This window comes from Mesorhizobium sp. M1142 (assembly GCF_040318565.1).
In the GTDB taxonomy this organism is placed as follows: Bacteria; Pseudomonadota; Alphaproteobacteria; order Rhizobiales; family Rhizobiaceae; genus Mesorhizobium.
Map to the genome: position 1 here is coordinate 712,860 of NZ_JAMYMK010000001.1, position 21,448 is coordinate 734,307.

Here is a 21,448-nt window from a genome sequence, read left to right on the forward strand (position 1 = left end):
ATGACCCTCACCGTCGTCGACATGCACACCGGCGGCGAGCCGCTGCGGATCGTCACCGGCGGCTACCCCGACATTCCCAAGGGCACGATCCTCGAAAAGCGTGCCTATGTGCGCGACCATCTCGATCATCTCAGAAAGATCCTGATGTTCGAGCCGCGCGGCCATTACGACATGTATGGCGCGCTGCTGGTGGAGCCTGACCTGCCGGGCGCCGACCTCGCGGTGCTGTTTATGCACAATGAGGGCTATTCGACGATGTGCGGCCACGCCATCGTCGCGCTCGGCCGCTACGCCGTCGACGAGCGGCTGGTGGCGCCACGCGAGCCGTTGACGACCGTAAACATCGAGGCGCCGTGCGGGCTGATCTCGGCTTCTGTGGACGTAAGGAATGGCAAGGCCGGTGCGGTGTCCTTCGAAAGCGTGCCGGCGTTTCTGTTCGCCCGCGACCGGCGGATCGAGCTGCCGGGCTATGGTCCGGTCGGCTTTGACATCGCCTATGGCGGCGCCTTCTATGCGCTCGCCGACTGCCGCCAGTTCGGGCTGGAATTCGGCAGGAACCGGGTGCGCGATTTCGTCGATGCAGCGACCGCGCTGACCGATAAGCTCAAGGCCGAATTGCCGCTGTCGCATCCCGACCATGCCGATCTCGCCTTTCTCTACGGCACCATCCTGACTGACGGACAGGATGCGTTCTCCGATACGCCGACCAAAAACATCTGCGTTTTCGCCGAAGCCGAGGTCGACCGTTCGCCGACCGGCTCGGGCGTCACCGCGCGGCTGGCGGCCATGCACGCCAAGGGGCAAATCGAGATTGGCCGGGCGCGGCTGTTCGAGAGCATCGCCGGCTCGCGCTTTTCCGGCGCGGTCGCACGCAGGGCCACAGCCGGGCCGCATGATGCCATCATCGCCCGGGTCGGCGGCCGCGCCTATTACTCAGGACGGGCCGAATTCATCGTCGAGGACGATGATGACCTGGGCAGGGGTTTCCTGCTGCGCTAGCTCCCTTCCCGCGCCGAGATCGCCTTGTGCAGATGCACCATCATGGCGGCGGCGAACAGCGGCGTCAAAAGGTTGAGCAGGGGCACGGCCAGGAAAGCGGCGACGACCAGCCCGGCCAGGAATACGGTGACCGCGTGCTTTCTGCGCAGCGCCCTGGCCTCGGCCTCCGGGCGAAAGCGCATGGTGGCGAACTCGAAGAACTCGCGCCCGAGCAGATAACCGTTGACGATGAAGAAGGCGGCGATGTTGATGCCCGGCACCAGCAGAAGCAGCAGAGCGATGATGTTGCCGAGGATGACGACGCCGAAGAACCTGATCGCCAGCACCAGCGAGCGCAGCGCCGGCACGGCGCAGCCGGGCGGATCGTTGGGATAGTCGGTGCGCTCGACCACTTCGGCGACGTCGTCAAGGAACAGGCCGGCGATGATCGCCGTCACCGGCGCGATAAAAAGCGCCAGCCCCAGCGCAAGGCCGACGCCGGCGACGACGGCGCCCAGCCATCCGGCCCAGGAGGGAAGGGCGGGCAGCCATGCATCGATCCACGGCCAGGCCAGCCATTCGAACAGGCTCTTTATCCCGAACCACAGCGCCGCCAGTGCCAGCAAGGTCAGCCCCAGTGTCTTCACGAACACGGAACGGAATTCGGGCGAGAACAGCCGGCTCAAGGCGGCGCGGGCGGCGTCGAGGATCACGGCGTTTCCAATTCCATGTCAAACATGCCCGTGGCTGATATCTCCGAATAGGCGGAGACCGCCCAAGTCGCAAGCGCGGCTTCCTAGCGCGCGACCTTCGCCTGGGGAATGGTCATCGCCGCCACGCCGACGACGACCAGGGCCATTCCCCACCACGCGCTCGGACCAAGGCTTTCGCCAAGGAACACGGCTCCGATAGCAACGCCGATCGGCACCCGCAGATAGGCTTGCGAGGTGGTGCCGACGGAGCCCAGCGAATGGAGGAGGCGGAAATAGATCGAGAAGGCCAGCGCGGTCGAAAACACCGAAAGCCCGAGCAGCGCAAGGACCGAAGCTGTCGATGGCGCCAAGGTCCATGGCCGGTCGAACGCAAGGCTCAACGGGATCAGCATCGCGGCGCCGCAGAGCATCGAACCGGCGGCCGGCACCATCGGGTCGAGCCCCCTGAAGCCGCGGCCGAAAACGGCAGCGCCGGCGTAGCAGATCGTCGCCGCGACCACGGCAAGTTGCGGCAATATTTGCTGTCCGAGGCCGCCTAGCGCTGGGGCGCCGACAACGAGGCATATTCCGGCGATTCCCGCCGCGACACCGAACAGCTTGCGCATGGTCGCCGGTTCATGGCGGGTGATGAGGGCGGTCAGCAAGAAGGTGAAGATCGGCGAGGTCGCATTCAGGATCGTGGCCAGCCCGGCATCCAGCGAGCGCTCGGCCCAAGCGATCAGCGTGAACGGCACGACGCTGTTGAGGCATGCCTGGAATGCAAACCGGCGCCAGCTTGCGGCATCACCCGGCAAGGCCAGCCCGCGCCAGCGGATCCAGGCGAACAGGATGCCACCCGCGACCAGGGTTCGCGCGGCGATCAGCGTTACCGGCGGGATCGTCGCGACGCCGATCTTGATGAAGCTGTAGGATACGCCCCACAGCAGCGCCAATACGACGAGCAGCACCAACTCGAGCCTCGTGTCGGTTTTCATGGACATGGCCGGCTGGAACCTCTGGGCATCGCTCATCTCAGCCATGCTTGTAAGCCAGGCACGCGGGAAATGCTTCGGCCGCCATCCAACGATGGTCGCTATGCTGACATTCGTCGGATCGCCGCTAGGCAAAGCCGCATCAAACCGCTAGACCCGCCCGCGCCCGGCGTGGCAGAAAGCCGGTGGCTTTTGGCGGAGACATGAATTGATGCCGGATTATGACGTGCTTTGTATCGGAAATGCCATCGTCGACATCATCGCCCAGTGCGACGAGGCGTTCCTGGAGACCAACGGCATCATCAAAGGCGCGATGAATTTGATCGACACGAGGCGCGCCGAACTGCTCTACAGCCGCATGGGCCCGGCCATCGAAGCCTCGGGCGGCAGCGCCGGCAACACGGCGGCGGGCGTTGCCTCCTTCGGCGGCCGCGCCGCCTTCTTCGGCAAGGTCTCCAACGACGCGCTCGGCGAAATCTACGCGCATGACATCCATGCCCAGGGCGTCGCCTTCGACACAAAGCCGCTCAACGGCGAACCGCCGACGGCGCGCTCGATGATCTTCGTCACGCCGGACGGCGAGCGCTCGATGAACACCTATCTCGGCGCTTGCGTCGAGCTCGGCCCGGAGGACGTCGAGGCCGACAAGGCGTCGGGCGCCGCCGTCACCTATTTCGAGGGCTATCTGTGGGACCCGCCGCGCGCCAAGGAAGCGATCCGGCAGACGGCGAAACTCGCCCACGCCGCCGGGCGCGAAGTGTCGATGACCCTGTCGGACTCGTTCTGCGTCGACCGCTACCGCGACGAGTTCCTCGATCTGATGCGCTCCGGCACCGTCGACATCGTCTTTGCCAACAGCCACGAGATCAAGTCGCTCTACCAGACCGCGTCCTTCGACGAGGCGCTGGCGCAGATCCGCAAGGATTGCAAGATCGCCGCCGTCACCCGCTCGGAAAAGGGCTCGGTGATCGTGCGCGGCGACGAGACCGTCACCATCGAGGCGACCAGGATCCGCGAGCTGGTCGACACGACAGGCGCCGGCGACCTCTATGCCGCCGGTTTCCTCTATGGCTACACGCAAGGCCGCAGCCTGAAGCAGTGCGGCGACCTCGGCTCGCTGGCCGCCGGACTGGTCATCCAGCAGATCGGCCCAAGGCCAAGGCAGAATCTGCGCCGCGAGGCCGAACAGGCGGGGTTGCTGTAGCGCGGCGCCTCTTCCTTCTCCCCCAAGGGAGAAGGAAGAGGTGCCGCTAGGCGCTCCTCAAGCCCCGGTGCTATACGCCGCGATCGCCGCCATATTGACGATGTCTGAGTCCTTGGCATTGAGCGAGACGATCTGAACCGGCTTGTTCAGGCCGACCAGCAGCGGGCCGATGACGGTAGAGCCGCCGAGTTCCTGCAGCATCTTGGTCGAGATCGAGGCCGAGTGGAAAGCCGGCATCACCAGCACGTTGGCCGGGCCGGTCAGCCTGATGAACGGGTACTGCGCCATGGCGCGGGCGTTGAGCGCCACGTCGGCGGCCATTTCGCCGTCATACTCGAAATCGACGCGGCGCTTGTCGAGGATGCGCACCGCTTCCTGGACGCGCTCGGAGCGCTCGCCCTGCGGATGGCCGAAGGTCGAATAAGCGAGCATGGCGAGCCTCGGCTCGTAGCCCATGCGGCGGGCAAAGCCGGCGGCCTCCTCGGCGATGTCGGCGATCTGTTCAGCATTCGGCATGTCGTGCACGGCGGTGTCGGCAACGAGGACGGTGCGGCCCCGCGCCAGCACGATCGACACGCCGATAACGCAGTGGCCGGGCCTTGCGTCGATGACGCGGCGGATGTCATCGAGCGCCGTCGAATAGTTGCGGGTGACACCGGTGACGATGCCGTCGGCATCGCCCAGCGCCACCATGCAGGCGGCGAAATGGTTGCGATCGTTGTTGATCAGCCGCTGGCAGTCGCGGAACAGGAAGCCTTTGCGCTGCATGCGCTCGTAGAGATAGTCGGCGTAGACCGAGTTGCGCCGCGACAGCCGCGCATTGATGATCTCGATGCCTTGCTTGCCGAGGTCGATGCCGGCGTTCCTGGCGTTTTCCTTGATGATGTCGTCGCGGCCGAGCAGGATGGCGGTGCCGAGCCGCTGGTTCACATAGGAGACGGCGGCGCGCATCACCTGCTCCTCCTCGCCCTCGGCAAAGACGATGCGCTTGGGCTGGCGGCGCACCCGGTCGTAGATGCGCTGCAGCGTCGATGCGATCGGGTCGCGGCGGGCGGAAAGCTCCTGCGCGTAGCGGTCCAGATCGAGGATCGGCTTGCGGGCGACGCCGGAGTCCATCGCCGCCTTGGCGACCGCGATCGGGATCGCCGAGATCAGGCGCGGATCGAACGGCACCGGGATGATGTAGTTTGGACCGAATTTCGGCCGCATGCCCTGATAGGCGGCGGCGACGTCGTCGGGCACGTCCTGGCGCGCCAGTTCGGCGAGCGCTTTGGCCGCGGCGATCTTCATGTCGTCGTTGATGGTGGTCGCCCGCACATCGAGCGCGCCGCGGAAAATGTAGGGGAAGCCAAGCACGTTGTTGACCTGGTTGGGATAGTCGGACCGCCCCGTCGCCATGATGGCGTCGGTGCGGATCTCGGCGACCTCCTCCGGCGTGATCTCGGGGTCGGGATTGGCCATGGCGAAGATGATCGGGTTCTTGGCCATCGACTGCACCATCCTGGTGGTCAGCGTGCCCTTGGCCGAGAGGCCGAGGAACACGTCGGCGCCGTCCAGCGCTTCGGCCAGCGAGCGCGCACCGGTTTTCACGGCGTGCGCCGATTTCCACTGGTTCATGCCTTCGGTGCGGCCCTGAAAGACCACGCCCTTGGTGTCGCACAGGATGATATTTTCTGGCGCAAAGCCCATCGCCTTCATCAGTTCGATGCAGGCGATGCCGGCAGCGCCGGCGCCGTTGCAGACCATTTTCGTGGTCTTCATGTCGCGGCCGGTGATTTCCAGCGCGTTGATCAGGCCGGCGGCCGAAATGATGGCAGTGCCGTGCTGGTCGTCATGGAAGACCGGTATGTCCATCAGCTCGCGCAGCCGCTGCTCGATGATGAAACACTCCGGCGCCTTGATGTCCTCGAGGTTGATGCCGCCGAAGGAGGGGCCGAGAAAACGCACGCAGTTGATGAATTCGTCGGCATCCTCGGTGTCGACCTCGAGATCGATGGAATCGACATCGGCGAAGCGCTTGAACAGCACCGCCTTGCCTTCCATCACTGGCTTCGAAGCAAGCGCGCCGAGATTGCCGAGGCCAAGGATGGCGGTACCGTTGGAGATGACGGCGACCATGTTGCCGCGAACCGTATAGTCGAAGGCGCGGCTCGGATCCTCGGCAATGGCGAGAACCGGCACGGCGACGCCCGGCGAATAGGCGAGGCTGAGATCGCGCTGCGTCGCCATCGGTTTTGTGGCGACGATCTCCAGCTTGCCCGGCCGCCCCATGGCATGGAATTCCAATGCCTCCTGGGCGCTGACGGAGGGCCCGTTGCTTTCGGATTTCTTGGCCATGATGCTTTCGGTTCCTCGCCCGTACGGCACCGCTTGAGATGGGTGCGCATGCTTTCTTTTGTGGAAGGTTCGGGATTAAGGCTACACTTCGCCGCTGTAAACCGCCAAGCATGGCCTGGAAAATTTTGGAAGCAGCTTCTTGAACGACGAGACGCCCATTCGAAGCGACAATGCCACGCCGGCCTTCGCGCCGGCGACGCCGATGATGGAGCAGTATATCGAGATCAAGGCGGCGAACCCGGATTCGCTGCTGTTCTACCGCATGGGCGATTTCTACGAGCTGTTCTTCGACGACGCCGAGAAAGCAAGCCGGGCGCTCGGCATCGTGCTGACTAAGCGCGGCAAGCACCAGGGGCTCGACATCCCGATGTGCGGCGTGCCGGTGCATGCCGCCGACGATTATCTGCAGAAGCTGATCGGCCAGGGGTTCCGCGTCGCCGTCTGCGAGCAGATCGAGGATCCGACGGAGGCCAGGAAGCGCGGCGGCAAATCGGTGGTGCGCCGCGACGTGGTGCGGCTGGTAACGCCCGGCACCATCACCGAAGACAAATTGCTGGCGCCGTCGGAATCGAGTTTTCTGATGGCGCTGGGACGGGTCAAGGGCGGGGCCGAGCATTCCTTTGCCTTGGCCTGGATCGAGATCTCGACCGGTGTCTTCCGCGTCGCCGAGACCACCGCCGACCGGCTGCTCGCCGATGTCTTCCGCGTCGACCCGCGCGAGCTGATCGTCGCCGAGCCGGTGTTTTACGACCCGGAGCTGAAACCGGTCTTCGACGTGCTCGGCCGTGTCGCCAGCCCGCAGCCGCCGTCGCTGTTCGATTCGGCTTCGGCCGCCGGCCGCATCGCGCGCTTCTTCGAGGTGGCGACCCCTGACAGTTTCGGCTCGTTTTCGCGCGCCGAGCTGTCGGCGATCTCAGGCGTCATCGCCTATGTCGAAAAGACGCAGAAAGCCGAGCGGCCGCCGCTGTCGCGGCCGGAGCGCGAGGAGCAGGGCTCGACGCTGTTCATCGACCCGGCGACGCGCGCCAACCTGGAACTGCTGCGCACGCTGTCCGGCAGCCGCGACGGATCGCTGTTCAAGGCGATCGACCGCACGGTGACCGGCGGCGGTGCAAGGCTGCTCGCCGACCGGCTGATGGCGCCGCTGACCGATCCGGCGGCAATCGCTGCAAGGCTGGACTCGGTGTCGTTCTTCCGCTCCGAGACGCGCCTTTGCCAGGCGGTGCGGGCAAGCCTGAAGAGCGTTGCCGACATGCCGCGCGCGCTGTCCAGGCTGGCGCTCAACCGCGGCGGCCCGCGCGACCTCGGCGCGCTGCGCGCCGGTTTCGAAGCGGCCGGCGCCATCGCCGAACTGTTCGGCCAGATCGCCTTGCCGGGCGAACTGGCCGCGGCGTTGGGAGCTATCAAGACGCTGCCCAATGAACTGGCGGCGCATCTGGCGCAGGCGCTGAGCGACGAGCTGCCGTTGCTCAAGCGCGACGGCGGCTTCGTCCGCGGCGGCTACCACGCCGAACTCGACGAGATGCGGGCGTTGCGCGACGAGTCGCGAAAAGTGATCGCCGGGCTGGAGCGCTCGCTGATCGACGAGACCGGCATCCGCTCGCTGAAGATCAGGCACAACAATGTGCTGGGCTATTATATCGAAGTCATCGCCAATCATCATGCGCTGATGACCGGCAGCGACGGCGCCAGGGCGCGCTTCATCCATCGCCAGACCATGGCCAACGCCATGCGCTTCACCACCACCGAACTCGCCGAGCTGGAAACCAAGATCGCCAATGCGGCCGACCGGGCGCTGGCGATCGAGCTTGCCGCTTTCGAGGCGCTGACGGCGCAAGTGGTCGGCCACGCCGACAGGATCCGTGCCGGCGCCGAAGCGCTCGCCGTGCTCGACGTTTCGGCCGCACTTGCCTTGCTTTCCGAGAGCGAGGCCTGGTGCCGGCCGTTGGTCGATGCGAGCCTTGCCTTCGAGATTTCGGGCGGACGCCACCCGGTGGTCGAACAGGCGCTGCGGCGTTCCGGCGAAGGCCCGTTCGTCGCCAATGATTGCGATCTGTCGCCGCAAGGCGATGCCAAGACCGGCGCGATCTGGCTGCTGACCGGCCCCAATATGGGCGGCAAGTCGACCTTCCTCAGGCAAAACGCGCTGATCGCCATCCTTGCCCAGACCGGTTCCTTCGTGCCCGCGGCATCAGCCCATATCGGCGTCGTCGATCGGTTGTTTTCGCGGGTCGGCGCCTCCGACGACCTGGCGCGCGGCCGCTCGACTTTCATGGTCGAGATGGTCGAGACGGCGGCGATCCTCAACCAGGCAGGCGAGCGCGCACTGGTCATCCTCGACGAGATCGGCCGCGGCACCGCCACTTTCGACGGCCTGTCGATTGCCTGGGCGGCGGTCGAATATCTGCACGAGAAGAACCGCTGCCGGGCGATCTTCGCCACGCATTTCCACGAAATGACGGCGCTGGCCGGGAAACTTACACGGCTCCACAACGTCACCATGCGGGTCAAGGAATGGGAAGGCGACGTGGTCTTCCTGCACGAGGTCGGCAAGGGTGCGGCCGACCGTTCCTACGGCGTCCAGGTGGCGCGGCTGGCCGGCCTGCCGGAAGCCGTCGTCGGCCGGGCCAAAGAAGTGCTGCACCAGCTCGAAGCCGGCGAGGTCTCGGGCAAGGCCAACCGTCTGGTCGACGACCTGCCGCTGTTTTCTGTGGCGGCGCAGCGGGAAGCGTCGAAGCCGGCGAAGAGTGATGGGCTGGGTTTGGCGCTAGCGGAGATCAATCCCGACGAGATGACGCCAAGGGAGGCGCTGGAGGCGCTGTACAGATTGAAGGGGATGCTGGCGAAGTAGGGCTTCTGCAATCGGAGCGGCGTCGGCGAAACCGCCAATCTCCCCCTCGAGGGACCCACCAGGGGGGAGATTGGCAGCTTCACCCTCAAATCATCGCCAAGCCCGACTTCCGCCTCGGCGGTGGGAAGGCGCGGTCAATTTCGGCGAAATCTTCGCTCGTGAGCTCGATGTCCAACGCCGCGGCATTCTGCCGGATATGCTCCGGGCGACTGGCCTTCGGAATGGCGATCACGCCCTGCTGCGCCATCACCCATGCAAGTGCGATCTGCGCCGGCGTCGCACCGTGGCGGGCGGCGATGGCATCTAACCTGGCGTTCCGCGCCAATACCCCCTGATCGACCGGCGAATAGGCCATCAGCGGCATGCCGCGTTGCCGGCTCCACGGGGCAAGGTCGAACTCGACGCCGCGCTGCGACAGATTGTAGAGCACCTGATTGGTCTGGACGTTGCCGCCGGCCGGCAACCGAACCAGCTCTTCCATCTCATCGGTATCGAAATTGCTGACGCCCCAATGGCGGATCTTGCCGGCCGCCTTCAACGCTTCGAACGCCTCTACCGTCTCCATCAAAGGAACGCTGCCCGGCCAATGCAAGAGATAGAGATCGATGCGGTCGGTGGCGAGATGCCTCAGGCTGTTCTCGCAGGCCCGTTTCACGCCGGCGCGCGAGGCATTGGACGGCAGCACTTTGGAGACCAGGAAAACCTCGTCGCGGTGCCCGGCGATGGCCTCGGCCACCACCTGCTCGGCACCGCCGCTGGCATACATTTCGGCGGTGTCGATCAGCGTCATGCCGAGATCCAGCCCTAGCTTCAGGGCATTGGCCTCGTCGGCGCGGCGGCGGCCGTCCTCGCCCATCTTCCAGGTGCCCTGGCCGAGCACCGGCACGGCTTCGCCGCAGGGCAGGGTGGTCGTTCTTATCGTCGATGCCATGGCATGCTCCAGTCCGAGGCCCGGATAGCACCATAGCCGCCAAGGGAAATCCAGGTGAAGCAGAAATCCAGGTGAAGCCTCTCGCCAGGATTCCCCGACAGCGTGACGCCTACTTCACCGGATGGGCGGCGAGCCAGTCTTGCATCTGCTTGATCTCGGCTTGCTGCGCGGCGATCACTGCTTCCGCCAGCTTGCGGATTTCCGGATCCTTGCCATTGGCGAGCTCGATCTTGGCCATATCGATGGCCGCCTGGTGATGCGGGATCATGCCGCGGGCGAAATCGACATCGGCATTGCCGGAATATTCGATTGCCATCATGTCGGTATGCATCTTGTCCATCGCCGCCTTGTAGCCCTCGGTCGAGGGGCTCTGCGCGCCCATTGCGCCCATGTCGTGCTTCATCTCCTCGGCTTGTGCCGGAACGCTTTCGAGGAAAACAGCAAGCAGCATTCCCGCCGCCATCATCAGCAGCACGATCTTCTTGGCCAAGGTCATTCATCGTCTCCTTTTTGAACAGGGTCTATCTGGAAGTTTTACTCAGAGTTTCAACGTCCTGAGCCGCAATGCGTTGGCGATGACCGAAACCGAAGACAGGCTCATCGCCGCCGCCGCGAGCATCGGCGACAACAGCGTGCCGGTGAGCGGATAGAGCACGCCGGCAGCGACCGGCACGCCAAGCACATTGTAGAGGAAAGCGAAAAACAGGTTCTGGCGGATGTTGCGGATCGTCGCGCGGGCCAGCGTCCTGGCCCTGACGATGCCGTTGAGATCGCCCTTGACCAGCGTTATTCCCGCGCTTTCGACCGCAACATCGGCGCCTGTGCCCATCGCGATGCCGACATCGGCGGCGGCAAGTGCGGGCGCATCGTTGACGCCATCGCCGGCCATGGCGACGCCCGCACCGCCGGCACGCAATTCCTCGACCAGCGCGTTCTTCTGTTCGGGCAAAAGCCCGGCACGCACCGCGTCGATGCCGAGCTTGGCGGCGATGGCCTTGGCGGTGCGCTCATTGTCGCCGGTCGCCATGACGATCTTCAGCCCGCTGTCATGCAGCGCCTTGATCGCCTCGGCGGTCGTCGCCTTGATCGGATCGGCGACGGCAACGAGGCCGGCGAGCTTGCCTGCGACAGCGACGAACATCGCGGTCTTGCCATCGGCCTGCAGCGCCTCGGCACTGGCCAGGACCGATGCCGTGTCGATGCCGAGATCGGCCATCATCGCGGCGTTGCCGAGCGCCACCTTCTGTCCCGAGACCGTGCCCGAAACGCCCTTGCCGGTGACGGCCTCGAAGCCGCTCGCGTCGGGGACCTTCACGTAGCGTTCGTGGGCGCCGTCGACGATAGCCTCGGCCAGCGGATGCTCCGAGCCTTTTTCCAGCCCGGCGGCGAGCGCCAGCAGATCGTCTTGTGCCATGCCTTCGACGGCGACGACGTCGGTCAGTCGCGGCCGGCCTTCCGTCAGCGTTCCCGTCTTGTCGACGATCAGCGTGTCGACCGAGGCAAAACGTTCGAGCGCCGCCGCTTCCTTGATCAGCACGCCGGCATGCGCGCCGCGCCCGGTGGCGGTCATGATCGACATTGGTGTCGCGAGGCCCAGTGCGCACGGACAGGCAATGATCAGCACCGAGACCGCCGCGACGACGGCAAAGACCAGGCTGGGTTGCGGTCCGATGACCGCCCAGGCGACGAACGCAATGATCGCGACCAGAACGACAGCCGGGACGAAGTAGAACGACACGCGGTCGGCCAGCCCCTGGATCGGTGCGCGTGAACGCTGCGCCTTGGCGACCAGCTCGACGATGCGTGCCAGCGTCGTCTCGGCGCCGATCTTTTCGGCGCGCATGACCAGGGAGCCGTTCTTGTTGAGCGTGCCGCCGGTGAGGTTGTCGCCTTCGGTCTTTTCGACCGGCAGCGGCTCGCCCGTGATCATCGATTCGTCGATGGAGGAGCGTCCTTCGAGCACAATGCCGTCGACCGGCACGGCATCGCCGGGGCGGATGCGCAAGCGGTCGCCGGCCTTGATCGTATCGAGCGGCACGTCGTTTTCGGAACCGTCCGCGCCGATCAGCCGCGCCGTCTTCGGCGCCAGGTCGAGCAGCGCACGGATCGCCGACCCGGTTTTCTCGCGGGCACGCAATTCCAGCACCTGGCCGAGGAATACCAGCGCGACGATCACCGCCGCCGCCTCGAAATAGACCGGCACGGTGCCGTCATGGCCGCGGAACTGGTGCGGAAAGAGGCCCGGAAACAGGGTGGCGACGACGCTGTAGAGATAGGCGGCACCGACGCCGAGCGAAATCAGCGTCCACATATTGGGGCTGCGGTTCAGGATCGAATCCCAGCCGCGGTGGAAGAACGGGAATGCCGCCCACAGCACCACGGGACTGGCCAGCGCCAGTTCCAGCCCGACCTTCGCACCGTCGTCGATGAAAGCCTGGAACGTCAGGCCGAGCATCGGTGCCATGGCGATGACCAGCAACGGCACGGACAGCACTGCGCTCACCCAGAAACGCCTGGTGAAGTCGACCAGTTCGGGGTTCGGTCCCTCGTCGCCGGTAGGCACCCCCATCGGCTCTAGCGCCATGCCGCAGATCGGGCAGGAGCCGGGCTTGTCGCGGATGATTTCCGGGTGCATCGGGCAGGTGTATTGCGTACCTTTCGGCATCGCCTGCGGCGCCGGCCTGTCGCCGAGATACTTTGCCGGCTCGGCCTCGAATTTCGCCTGGCAAGCGGCGGAGCAGAAATAGAAACCCTGGCCCGCGTGCCGCAAAAAGTGCCTGGCCGTGGCGCGGTCGACGCTCATGCCGCAGACGGGATCGTTGGCCGTCAGGTATTTTTCCGGCTCGGCGATGAATTTCGAGCGGCAGCTTTCGCTGCAGAAATGATAGCGATGGCCGCCATGCTCGGCGGTCGGCTTGCCGGCAGCCGGATCGAGGGTCATGCCGCAGACCGGATCGCGGGCGACGGCGTCCGCAGCAGAGGTGGCGCCTTTTGCCGAGCAATAGCTGCCATGGGCGTGATGATGGTGGTCGGAATGCGTCATGCCGAAAGCCCCTGTATTTCGATGTTGCGGCGGAGGTAGTGCTTCCAGTAACTGGAAGGTCAAGGGCCGATTTTCGATTTTTCGCGGCCAATCCCAAGCCGAACCGGCTGCGGGCACGAGACGATCGTCCTGTTCCACCCCTGCGGAGAACGCGTCCGTCAGCCCCATACCCAGCGCCGCGAAAACGCGCTATAGACGCCGCCGAAACGGCGAGGCCGAACGGCATCCATGGCAAGAATATCACTGAAGCTCGAGGAATTGGTCGACGGCGAGGCCTTGCGTCGCGAGATGACCGAAGTGACCGCGGCCACGGCAGGCGACGGTTCGGGCAAGGCCGCGCGCAGCGGTGTTCTCAAGCTCCTCAAAAGCCGGCTCGCCGACGGCCGCACGGTCGCCGAACGCATGCTGATGGACGACGGCAGCGGCACCGCCTGCGCCGCCCGGCTGTCGCATCTGATGGACGAGATCATCCGCGCGCTCTACGATTTCGCCGCCACCCACGTCTATCGCGTGAAAAACCCGTCATCCGCCGAGCGCATGGCGGTCGTCGCCGTCGGCGGCTACGGCCGCGGCACGCTGGCGCCGGGCTCCGACATCGATCTCCTGTTCCTGCTGCCCTACAAGCAGACGCCGTGGGGCGAGCAGATTGTCGAATACATGCTCTACATGCTGTGGGATCTGGGGCTGAAGGTCGGCCACGCCACGCGCAACATCGACGAATGCCTCAGACTGTCGCGCACCGACGTCACCATCCGCACCTCGATCCTGGAAGCGCGTTTCCTATGGGGCGAGCAAAAACTCTATGACGAGCTTTTGCAGCGCTTCGACCACGAAGTGGTGCGCACTACCGGGCCCGAATATGTTCAGGCCAAGCTCGCCGAACGCGACGAGCGCCACGCCAAGGCCGGCGAGAGCCGCTATCTGGTCGAACCCAACGTCAAGGACGGCAAGGGCGGCCTGCGCGACCTGCAGACGCTGTTCTGGATCGGCAAATATTTCTACCGGGTGCGCACCGGCGAGGAACTGGTCGAAAAGGGTGTCTTCACCGACGCCGAATACAGGGAATTCCAGAAGGCCGAGGACTTCCTGTGGGCGGTGCGCTGCCACATGCATTTCCTCACCGGCAAGGCCGAGGAGCGGCTGCATTTCGACATCCAGCGCGACATTGCCGAGCGGCTCGGCTACACCACCCATCCCGGCCTGTCGGCGGTCGAGCGCTTCATGAAGCACTACTTCCTCGTCGCCAAGGACGTCGGTGACCTGACCCGCATTTTCTGCGCCGCGCTCGAGGAGGAGCAGGCCAAGCATGTGCCGGGCTTCAACCGCATTTTCCTCACCTTCTCGCGGCGCAAACGCAAGCTCGCCGGCACGGCCGACTTCATCGTCGACAACCACCGCATCAACATTGCCGACGACGAGGTGTTCGAGCGCGATCCGGTCAACCTGCTCAGGCTGTTCTGGTTTGCCGACAGGCACGGCCTGGAATTCCACCCCGATGCGCTGAAGCTTCTCACCCGTTCGCTCGGCCTCGTCGGCAAGGCGCTCAGGCGCGACGAGGAGGCCAACCGGCTGTTCCTCGACATCTTGACCTCGGACCGCAACGCCGAGCTCAACTTGCGGCGCATGAACGAGGCCGGACTGCTTGCCAAGCTAATCCCGGACTTCGGCAAGATCGTCGCCATGATGCAATTCTCGATGTACCACCACTACACGGTGGACGAGCATTTGATCCGCTGCATCGGCGTGCTGGCCGAGATCGAACGCGGCGACGGCGAAAAGATCCATCCGCTCTCCCACTCGCTGATGCCGGGGCTGAAGAAGAGCCGCGAGGCGCTCTATGTCGCAGTGCTGCTGCACGACATCGCCAAAGGCAGGCCGGAGGACCATTCGCAAGCCGGCGCCAGGATCGCCCGGCGCATCTGCCCGCATATGGGGCTCTCGCCGGCCGACACCGAAACGGTTGCCTGGCTGGTCGAGAACCACCTCGTCATGTCGATGACGGCGCAGACCCGCGATCTCAACGACCGCAAGACGATCGAGGACTTTGCCGCCATAGTGCAGTCGGTCGAACGGCTGAAGATGCTTTTAGTGCTTACCGTCTGCGATATCCGTGGCGTCGGGCCTGGTGTCTGGAATGGCTGGAAGGGCCAGTTGCTGCGCACGCTCTACTACGAGACCGAGCTTTTGTTGACCGGCGGGTTTTCGGAGGTGTCGCGCGCCAAACGGACGGCGGCGGCGCGCGAACAACTGGCCGAGGCGCTTGCCGACTGGCCGGAAAAGGCCCGCAAGCGTTATGTCGGCCAGCACTACGAGAACTATCTGCTGGCGGTCGATCTTCCCGACCAGCTCCGCCATGCCGAATTCATCCGCGAAGCCGACCATGCCGGCAAGAAGCTCGCCACCATGGTGAAAACCCACCAGTTCGAGGCGGTGACCGAGATCACCGTGCTGGCGCAGGACCATCCGCGCCTGCTCTCGGTGATTGCCGGCGCCTGTGCCGCGGCCGGCGGCAACATCGTCGACGCGCAGATCTTCACCACCTCGGATGGCCGCGCGCTCGACACCATCCTGATCTCGAGGGAGTTCGACCGCGACGAGGACGAGCGCCGCCGCGCCGAGCGCGTCGGCCGGCTGATCGAGGACGTGCTGTCGGGCAAGAGCTGGCTGCCTGAAATGATCGAGAAGCGCACCAAGCCGCGGCGCGGCGCCAAGGTTTTCCGCATCCCGCCACGCGCCGAGATCCGCAACACGCTGTCGAACCGGTTCTCGGTGATCGAGGTCGAGGGGCTGGATAGGCCGGGCCTTCTGTCGGAGATCACCGGCATGTTGTCGGACCTGTCGCTCGACATCGCCTCGGCCCACATCACCACCTTCGGCGAAAAGGTCATCGACACGTTCTACGTCACCGATCTCACCGGCCAGAAGATCGACAGCCCGTCGCGTACGGCGACCATCCGCAACAGGCTGATCGCGGTGCTCGAGGGCACGGCGTCCGAGCGCGGCAAGACCAAAACGGCCGCCGAGTGACTGTTACCTTCCATTTGCCCCAATCCCACAGGCAGTCTTCAAGCGCATGAGCCTTGTCAAGAAATTCGCCACGGTCGCTTCCGGCACGCTGATGAGCCGCGCCCTCGGCTTCGGCCGCGAGATGCTGATGGCCGCCGCACTCGGCACCGGGCCGATCGCCGACGCCTTCAACGCCGCCTTCCAGTTCCCCAACACCTTTCGCCGGCTGTTCGCCGAAGGCGCCTTCAACGCCGCCTTCGTGCCGCTGTTCGCCAAGGAGATCGAGACGCACGGCACCGACGGCGCCAAGCGCTTTTCCGAAGAGGTGTTCGGCGTCTTGTTCACCGCGCTTCTGGCGCTGACCATCGCCATGGAACTGGCGATGCCGCTGATCGTGCGCTACCTGGTGGCGCCGGGCTTTGCCGACACGCCGGGAAAATTCGAAACGACGGTGGCACTGGCGACCGTGATGTTCCCCTACCTGATCTGCATGTCGCTCGGCGCCATGATGGCCGGCATGCTGAATTCGCTGCGCCGCTATTTCGCCGCCGCGGTGGCGCCGGTGTTCCTCAACGTCATCCTCATCGCCGTGCTCGCCTATGCCTGGTACAAGGGTTCGGACGCCCGCACCGTTGGTTTCGGCCTGGCCTGGGGTGTGCTGGCGGCCGGCCTGGTGCAACTGGCGATCGTCTGGGCGGCGGTGCGCCATGCCGGCATCTCGATCGGCTTCCGCCGGCCGAAGATGACGCCGAACGTCAAGCGGCTGCTGATCCTGGCGCTGCCGGCGGCTATCACCGGCGGCATCACCCAGATCAATCAGCTGATCGGCACGGCGATCGCGTCGGCGCAGGACAGCGCGGTGTCGTCGCTGGCCTATGCCGACCGCGTTTACCAGCTGCCGTTGGGCGTCGTCGGCGTCGCCGTCGCCATCGTGCTTCTGCCGGAACTGTCGCGGGCGCTGAAATCGGGCAATCTGGTCGAGGCCGCCAATCTGCAGAACCGCTCGGTCGAGTTCACTCTGTTCATGACGTTGCCGGCGGCGGCCGCGCTGCTGGTCATGTCCGAGCCGATCGTGCGGCTGGTCTATGAGCGCGGCGCCTTCGCCGCCAACAATTCGACGCCGACGGTCGCGGCAATCCTGGCGATCTTCGGCCTCGGCCTGCCGGCCTTCGTGCTGATCAAGGCGTTCACCCCAGGCTATTTCGCCCGCGAGGACACGCGCACGCCGATGATTTTTGCCGCCATCTCGGTGGCGGTTAACATTACGACGGCGCTGACGCTGTTTCCGATCATGGGCGCGCCCGGCATTGCCGTTGCCTCCGCCGTCGCCGGCTGGGTCAATGCGGCGATGCTGCTCGCCGTGCTGATCCGGCGCGGCCATTGGGGCCGCGACGTGCCGCTCATGAAACGCATCCCGCGGCTGGTGCTGTCGGCGGCGGTGATGGCCGCGGCGCTCTATTTTGCCGAACACTGGTTCGCCGCAAGTCTCGGCTCCGGCTCGCCGCTGGTGATCAAGGCGGTAATCTTGCTTGCGCTCGTCGCCGGCGGCGCGCTGCTTTACTTCGTCACCGCCTTCGCCACCGGCGGCGCCGATTTCGGCATGATCCGCCGCAATATCGGGCGGAAGGCGTCCCAGCCGGTCAAGGAGCACTCTCCGGATCCGTGAGGGGGAAAATTCATCAGCGCCAATTTTGTTCTTGCTTTGTGCCGGCAGCTATGCTACTAATCTCGGTATGGTGCTAATTGGCTCCAACGACCCGCCCACCGAGGCGGGTTTTTATTTCTGGTCGGCGCCATCCCTCAAACAGCCGTCTGTTCGGCCGACGTCAAAGCCTGCGCGCCCTGGCCAACGCCCCTCTTGATCGTCTCCTCGCTCTCGTCCATAAGCGCGCCGTCGCAAGACTTTCGCCGCGCGCGAAACGGCCCTCCACAAGCCAGGGAAACACCATGACCGATCAGCCCGCCTTCAAACAGCTCGTCTTTTCCGGCGTCCAGCCAACCGGCAATCTGCATCTCGGCAATTATCTCGGCGCCATCAAGAAATTCGTCGCCCTGCAGGACACCTCCGATTGCATCTACTGCGTCGTCGACCTGCATTCGCTGACCGCACAGCTCGTCCATCAGGATCTGCAGGACCAGACGCGGTCGATCACCGCGGCGTTTCTCGCCTCCGGCATCGACCCGACCAAGCACATCGTCTTCAACCAGTCGCGGGTGATGCAGCACGCCGAGCTTGCCTGGATCTTCAACTGCGTGGCGCGCATCGGCTGGATGAACAGGATGACGCAGTTCAAGGACAAGGCCGGCAAGGACCGCGAGAACGCCTCGCTCGGCCTGCTCGCCTATCCCTCCCTGATGGCCGCCGACATCCTCGTCTACCGCGCCACCCACGTGCCGGTCGGCGACGACCAGAAGCAGCATCTGGAGCTGACCCGCGACATCGCGCAGAAATTCAACAACGACTTTTCGGACCGCATCGCAGCGCTTGGCGTCGGCGTCGAGATGCAGGTCGGCGAAGAGACGGTGAACGGCTATTTCCCGCTGACCGAGCCGGTCATCGGCGGCCCGGCGGCGCGCATCATGTCGCTGCGCGACGGTTCGAAGAAGATGTCGAAATCCGATCCGTCGGACCTGTCGCGCATCAACCTGACTGACGATGCCGACGCCATCTCGAAGAAGATCCGCAAGGCCAAGACCGACCCGGAGGCTTTGCCCGGCGAACTGGACGGCCTTGCCGGCCGGCCGGAAGCGGAGAACCTCGTCGGCATCTATGCCGGCCTCGCCGAAATATCGAAAGAGGCGGTGCTGCAAGAGTTCGGCGGCCAGCAGTTTTCGGTGTTCAAGCCGGCGCTTGCCGATCTCGCCGTGGAAAAGCTGGCGCCGATCGCCGGTGAGATGCGCCGCATCTCCGGCGACCGCGCCTATGTCGACGCGGTGCTGCGGGATGGCGGCGAGCGTGCCGGCACATTGGCCGAAGCGACCATGAAGACCGTGCGCGACATTATCGGCCTGCTGCAAGGCTGATGCATGTCGCGCAAAGTGTGTAGCGGTTTGCGATAACGACATGCATAAAACAAGAACCTGAAGCGCGTCGCTGGTCGAACGCGACGCGCTTCAAGCCGCACCAATATCGCCACCGCCGCCTGTCGCTTGCGGGCGGGCTGTGGCGGTGGCAGATTGCGACCGAAACCATCGAACAGGGTGAATATGGTCTCCAAACGCCTCAGCCGCGAAGCCGGTCATCGCCGTAAGTTCCTGGCGATCATCGACGACACGCCGGAATGCGAGCGCGCCGTCGCCTATGCCTCGAAGCGGGCGCAAAGCACAGGCGGCGTGCTGGTGCTGCTCTATGTCATCGAGCCGGATGATTTCCAGCACTGGCTGGGCGTCGAGAAGATCATGCGCGAGGAGGCGACCGCCACGGCGCGTGCCGCACTCGACAGCTATGCCAACAAGGTGCGCCAGAAGCTCGGCATCGAGCCGGAACTGGTGGTGCGCGAAGGCAAGCCGACCGAAGAGATTCACAAGCTGATCGAGGAAGACCAGGACATCGCCATCCTGGTGCTGGCGGCAGGCGCCGGCAAGGAGGGGCCGGGGCCGCTGGTCGGCGCGGTCGCCGGCAAGGGCGCCGCCTTTCCGATTCCCGTCACGGTGGTGCCGCAGAACCTGTCGGACGAAGAGATCGACAGCCTCGCCTGAGATGCGCTGATATTCAGGTGAGGCCGGCCTGCAATTGGCGGCTTCCTGCGCTTCCGGTGCTCACGTACCAAAAGTACGCTCCGCTCCGGTTCTCGGAACCCACCATTTTCGGCTCGGCCTGACCTGAATCTCAACACATCTCCAAGCGTTTCAGGGCGCTAGCAAAACATTCCGCCAGCCAGCCGTTCCCCGCGATGCCTTTCGCTTGAATGTCGGGCGGATAAAGCCTAATTAGAACTATTCCAAACTAGTTGCCCGAAATGGGCACGGAGACGGCCATGTTCATCCAGACCGAGTCGACGCCAAACCCGGCGACGCTGAAATTCCTGCCCGGCAAGGAAGTGCTGCAAGAAGGCACCGCCGATTTCCGCGATGCCGATAGCGCCGCGACGGCTTCGCCGCTCGCCGGCCGGCTGTTCGAAATCCCCGGCGTCACCGGCGTCTTCTTCGGCTATGATTTCATCACCGTGACCAAGGACGGCCCCGACTGGCAGCATCTGAAGCCGGCTATCCTCGGCGCCATCATGGAGCATTTCATGTCCGGCGCCCCGGTGATGGCCAAGGCCGGCCCCGCCGCCGAGACCAGCCAGACCGGCGAATTCTACGACAAGGCCGACGAGGAGTTGGTCGTCACCATCAAGGAGCTGCTCGACACGCGGGTGCGCCCAGCGGTGGCCCAGGATGGCGGCGACATCACCTTCCGCGGCTTTGAGAACGGCACCGTGTTCCTGCACATGAAGGGCGCCTGCGCCGGCTGTCCGTCGTCGACGGCGACGCTGAAGCACGGCATCCAGAACCTGCTCCGGCACTTTGTGCCGGAAGTGCAGCACGTCGAACAGGTCTCCTGACGCACCGTTCCATCGTCAACGTCGATAGACAACAAAAAACCGGGCCAAAGTGCCCGGTTTTCTGTTTGCGACGTCTGTGTTGTTGCCTAGACGGTCCGCGTATAAGGGTTTTATATCACAATGACCTTGGCGCCGACCGAGGTGCGGTCGTAGAGGTCGATAATGTCCTGGTTCATCAGCCGGATGCAGCCCGACGACATCGCCTTGCCGATCGAATTCCATTCCGGGCTGCCATGCAGGCGATAACCCATGTCGCCGCCCTTGTTGAACAGGTACATGGCGCGCGCGCCGAGCGGGTTCTTCAACCCCGGCTCCATGCCACCGGCAAACTTGGCCAACTCCGGCTGGCGCTTGATCATCTGCGAAGGCGGTGTCCAGGTCGGCCATTCGCGCTTCAGCGCGATATGGGCGGTGCCGTGCCATTCGAAACCCTCACGGCCGACGCCGATGCCGTAGCGCATCGCTTCGCCGTCGCCCATGACGAAAAAGAGGAACTTGTTCTGCGTATCGACGATAATGGTGCCCGGCTTTTCCCTGGTGTCGTAGTCGACGATCTGCCGGCGGTATTTGAACGGCACCTTTTCGATCGGAACGCGCGGCAGGTGATAGCCGGCGTCGGTCACCGCGCCGTAGTTGTTGGTGAAGATCTGCGAGCCGATGGTGCTGCAACCGGCGACAGCCGTCGACAGCGCCAGGGCCGCGACGATTGCAAGTGACTTCATGCGCATGAAAAGGTCCGATGCCTGCCCAAACAACAGCGGCTCGAGTCGGCCGCTTTTTTCATCTTCATTCATGCTGGCATTTGCTTTGCTTGCCAAGCGGGCGATGCCTATATCCTTGCGCTTGCGTGCTGGTAAACCTGCGACT

General features: G+C 64.7%; 15 protein-coding genes. 8 read left to right on the forward strand and 7 right to left on the reverse strand.

From position 1 onward, the window contains the following. Complete coding sequence (locus NKH42_RS03450) at positions 1 to 999, forward strand: proline racemase family protein (protein ID WP_352506933.1); 999 nt, start codon at positions 1 to 3, stop codon at positions 997 to 999. Here the strand turns inward: NKH42_RS03450 and NKH42_RS03455 are convergent. Both NKH42_RS03455 and NKH42_RS03460 read right to left on the reverse strand, forming a co-directional pair. Then, positions 996 to 1,691 (reverse strand): sulfate transporter family protein, encoded by a 696-nt coding sequence (locus NKH42_RS03455; protein WP_352506931.1) that lies wholly within the window; start codon positions 1,689 to 1,691, stop codon positions 996 to 998. The two genes, NKH42_RS03450 and NKH42_RS03455, sit on opposite strands and share 4 nt — an antisense overlap. A gap of 83 nt (positions 1,692 to 1,774) precedes the next feature. Next, positions 1,775 to 2,665, reverse strand: coding sequence for a DMT family transporter (locus NKH42_RS03460; RefSeq protein WP_502896077.1), 891 nt, complete (start codon positions 2,663 to 2,665; stop codon positions 1,775 to 1,777). A gap of 208 nt (positions 2,666 to 2,873) precedes the next feature. Here NKH42_RS03460 and NKH42_RS03465 point away from each other — a divergent pair, with 208 nt between their 5' ends. Next, a complete protein-coding gene (locus tag NKH42_RS03465; protein WP_352506999.1) occupies positions 2,874 to 3,866 on the forward strand; it encodes an adenosine kinase in 993 nt (330 codons plus the stop codon). A 57-nt stretch (positions 3,867 to 3,923) separates the two neighbouring features. On the opposite strand, the gene NKH42_RS03470 is transcribed toward NKH42_RS03465, so the two are convergent. After that, positions 3,924 to 6,203 carry an NADP-dependent malic enzyme gene (locus NKH42_RS03470; RefSeq protein ID WP_352506930.1) on the reverse strand — a complete coding sequence of 760 codons (2,280 nt, stop codon included), beginning with the start codon at positions 6,201 to 6,203 and terminating at the stop codon, positions 3,924 to 3,926. A 202-nt stretch (positions 6,204 to 6,405) separates the two neighbouring features. On the opposite strand from NKH42_RS03470, the gene mutS reads away from it, so the two are divergent. Further along, complete coding sequence (mutS, locus tag NKH42_RS03475) at positions 6,406 to 9,054, forward strand: DNA mismatch repair protein MutS (RefSeq protein WP_352506998.1); 2,649 nt, start codon at positions 6,406 to 6,408, stop codon at positions 9,052 to 9,054. A gap of 85 nt (positions 9,055 to 9,139) precedes the next feature. On the opposite strand, the gene NKH42_RS03480 is transcribed toward mutS, so the two are convergent. The 3 genes from NKH42_RS03480 to NKH42_RS03490 form a co-directional block, all read right to left on the reverse strand. After that, the gene (locus tag NKH42_RS03480; RefSeq protein WP_352506929.1) at positions 9,140 to 9,985 is read right to left on the reverse strand and encodes an aldo/keto reductase; all 846 of its coding nucleotides are present in this window, start codon (positions 9,983 to 9,985) and stop codon (positions 9,140 to 9,142) included. A 109-nt stretch (positions 9,986 to 10,094) separates the two neighbouring features. After that, a complete protein-coding gene (gene copM, locus NKH42_RS03485) occupies positions 10,095 to 10,481 on the reverse strand; it encodes a CopM family metallochaperone (RefSeq protein ID WP_352455040.1) in 387 nt (128 codons plus the stop codon). Between the two features lie 42 nt (positions 10,482 to 10,523). After that, positions 10,524 to 13,028, reverse strand: a complete 2,505-nt coding sequence (locus tag NKH42_RS03490; protein ID WP_352973925.1) for a heavy metal translocating P-type ATPase — start codon at positions 13,026 to 13,028, stop codon at positions 10,524 to 10,526. Positions 13,029 to 13,256: 228 nt separating this feature from the next. On the opposite strand from NKH42_RS03490, the gene NKH42_RS03495 reads away from it, so the two are divergent. From NKH42_RS03495 to NKH42_RS03515, 5 genes are all read left to right on the forward strand, one after another. Next, positions 13,257 to 16,055: a [protein-PII] uridylyltransferase gene (locus NKH42_RS03495; protein WP_352506927.1), complete on the forward strand. Its 2,799-nt coding sequence runs from the start codon at positions 13,257 to 13,259 to the stop codon at positions 16,053 to 16,055. Positions 16,056 to 16,101: 46 nt separating this feature from the next. Continuing rightward, positions 16,102 to 17,700 carry a murein biosynthesis integral membrane protein MurJ gene (gene murJ, locus NKH42_RS03500; RefSeq protein ID WP_352506926.1) on the forward strand — a complete coding sequence of 533 codons (1,599 nt, stop codon included), beginning with the start codon at positions 16,102 to 16,104 and terminating at the stop codon, positions 17,698 to 17,700. A gap of 281 nt (positions 17,701 to 17,981) precedes the next feature. Next, a complete protein-coding gene (gene trpS / locus NKH42_RS03505; protein WP_352506925.1) occupies positions 17,982 to 19,058 on the forward strand; it encodes a tryptophan--tRNA ligase in 1,077 nt (358 codons plus the stop codon). A 183-nt stretch (positions 19,059 to 19,241) separates the two neighbouring features. Further along, positions 19,242 to 19,733 carry a universal stress protein gene (locus tag NKH42_RS03510; RefSeq protein WP_023717912.1) on the forward strand — a complete coding sequence of 164 codons (492 nt, stop codon included), beginning with the start codon at positions 19,242 to 19,244 and terminating at the stop codon, positions 19,731 to 19,733. A 278-nt stretch (positions 19,734 to 20,011) separates the two neighbouring features. Further along, on the forward strand, positions 20,012 to 20,581 hold the full coding sequence (locus NKH42_RS03515) for a NifU family protein (protein ID WP_023676386.1): 570 nt from the start codon (positions 20,012 to 20,014) through the stop codon (positions 20,579 to 20,581). A 110-nt stretch (positions 20,582 to 20,691) separates the two neighbouring features. Here NKH42_RS03515 and NKH42_RS03520 read toward each other — a convergent pair whose 3' ends face one another. Continuing rightward, positions 20,692 to 21,309: a L,D-transpeptidase gene (locus tag NKH42_RS03520; protein WP_352506997.1), complete on the reverse strand. Its 618-nt coding sequence runs from the start codon at positions 21,307 to 21,309 to the stop codon at positions 20,692 to 20,694. Between the last annotated feature and the right edge of the window lie 139 nt (positions 21,310 to 21,448).

What these genes read in the sequence shown, in the direction of transcription:
- NKH42_RS03515 (WP_023676386.1), top strand. Translation starts at nt 20,012, where the DNA reads ATGTTCATCCAGACCGAGTCGACGCCAAACCCGGCGACGCTGAAATTC.
- NKH42_RS03490 (WP_352973925.1), bottom strand. Translation starts at nt 13,028, where the DNA reads ATGACGCATTCCGACCACCATCATCACGCCCATGGCAGCTATTGCTCG.
- murJ (WP_352506926.1), top strand. Translation starts at nt 16,102, where the DNA reads ATGAGCCTTGTCAAGAAATTCGCCACGGTCGCTTCCGGCACGCTGATG.
- NKH42_RS03520 (WP_352506997.1), bottom strand. Translation starts at nt 21,309, where the DNA reads ATGCGCATGAAGTCACTTGCAATCGTCGCGGCCCTGGCGCTGTCGACG.
- trpS (WP_352506925.1), top strand. Translation starts at nt 17,982, where the DNA reads ATGACCGATCAGCCCGCCTTCAAACAGCTCGTCTTTTCCGGCGTCCAG.
- NKH42_RS03460 (WP_502896077.1), bottom strand. Translation starts at nt 2,665, where the DNA reads ATGAAAACCGACACGAGGCTCGAGTTGGTGCTGCTCGTCGTATTGGCG.
- NKH42_RS03470 (WP_352506930.1), bottom strand. Translation starts at nt 6,203, where the DNA reads ATGGCCAAGAAATCCGAAAGCAACGGGCCCTCCGTCAGCGCCCAGGAG.
- NKH42_RS03450 (WP_352506933.1), top strand. Translation starts at nt 1, where the DNA reads ATGACCCTCACCGTCGTCGACATGCACACCGGCGGCGAGCCGCTGCGG.
- NKH42_RS03510 (WP_023717912.1), top strand. Translation starts at nt 19,242, where the DNA reads ATGGTCTCCAAACGCCTCAGCCGCGAAGCCGGTCATCGCCGTAAGTTC.
- mutS (WP_352506998.1), top strand. Translation starts at nt 6,406, where the DNA reads ATGATGGAGCAGTATATCGAGATCAAGGCGGCGAACCCGGATTCGCTG.
- NKH42_RS03480 (WP_352506929.1), bottom strand. Translation starts at nt 9,985, where the DNA reads ATGGCATCGACGATAAGAACGACCACCCTGCCCTGCGGCGAAGCCGTG.
- NKH42_RS03465 (WP_352506999.1), top strand. Translation starts at nt 2,874, where the DNA reads ATGCCGGATTATGACGTGCTTTGTATCGGAAATGCCATCGTCGACATC.
- NKH42_RS03495 (WP_352506927.1), top strand. Translation starts at nt 13,257, where the DNA reads ATGGCAAGAATATCACTGAAGCTCGAGGAATTGGTCGACGGCGAGGCC.
- copM (WP_352455040.1), bottom strand. Translation starts at nt 10,481, where the DNA reads ATGACCTTGGCCAAGAAGATCGTGCTGCTGATGATGGCGGCGGGAATG.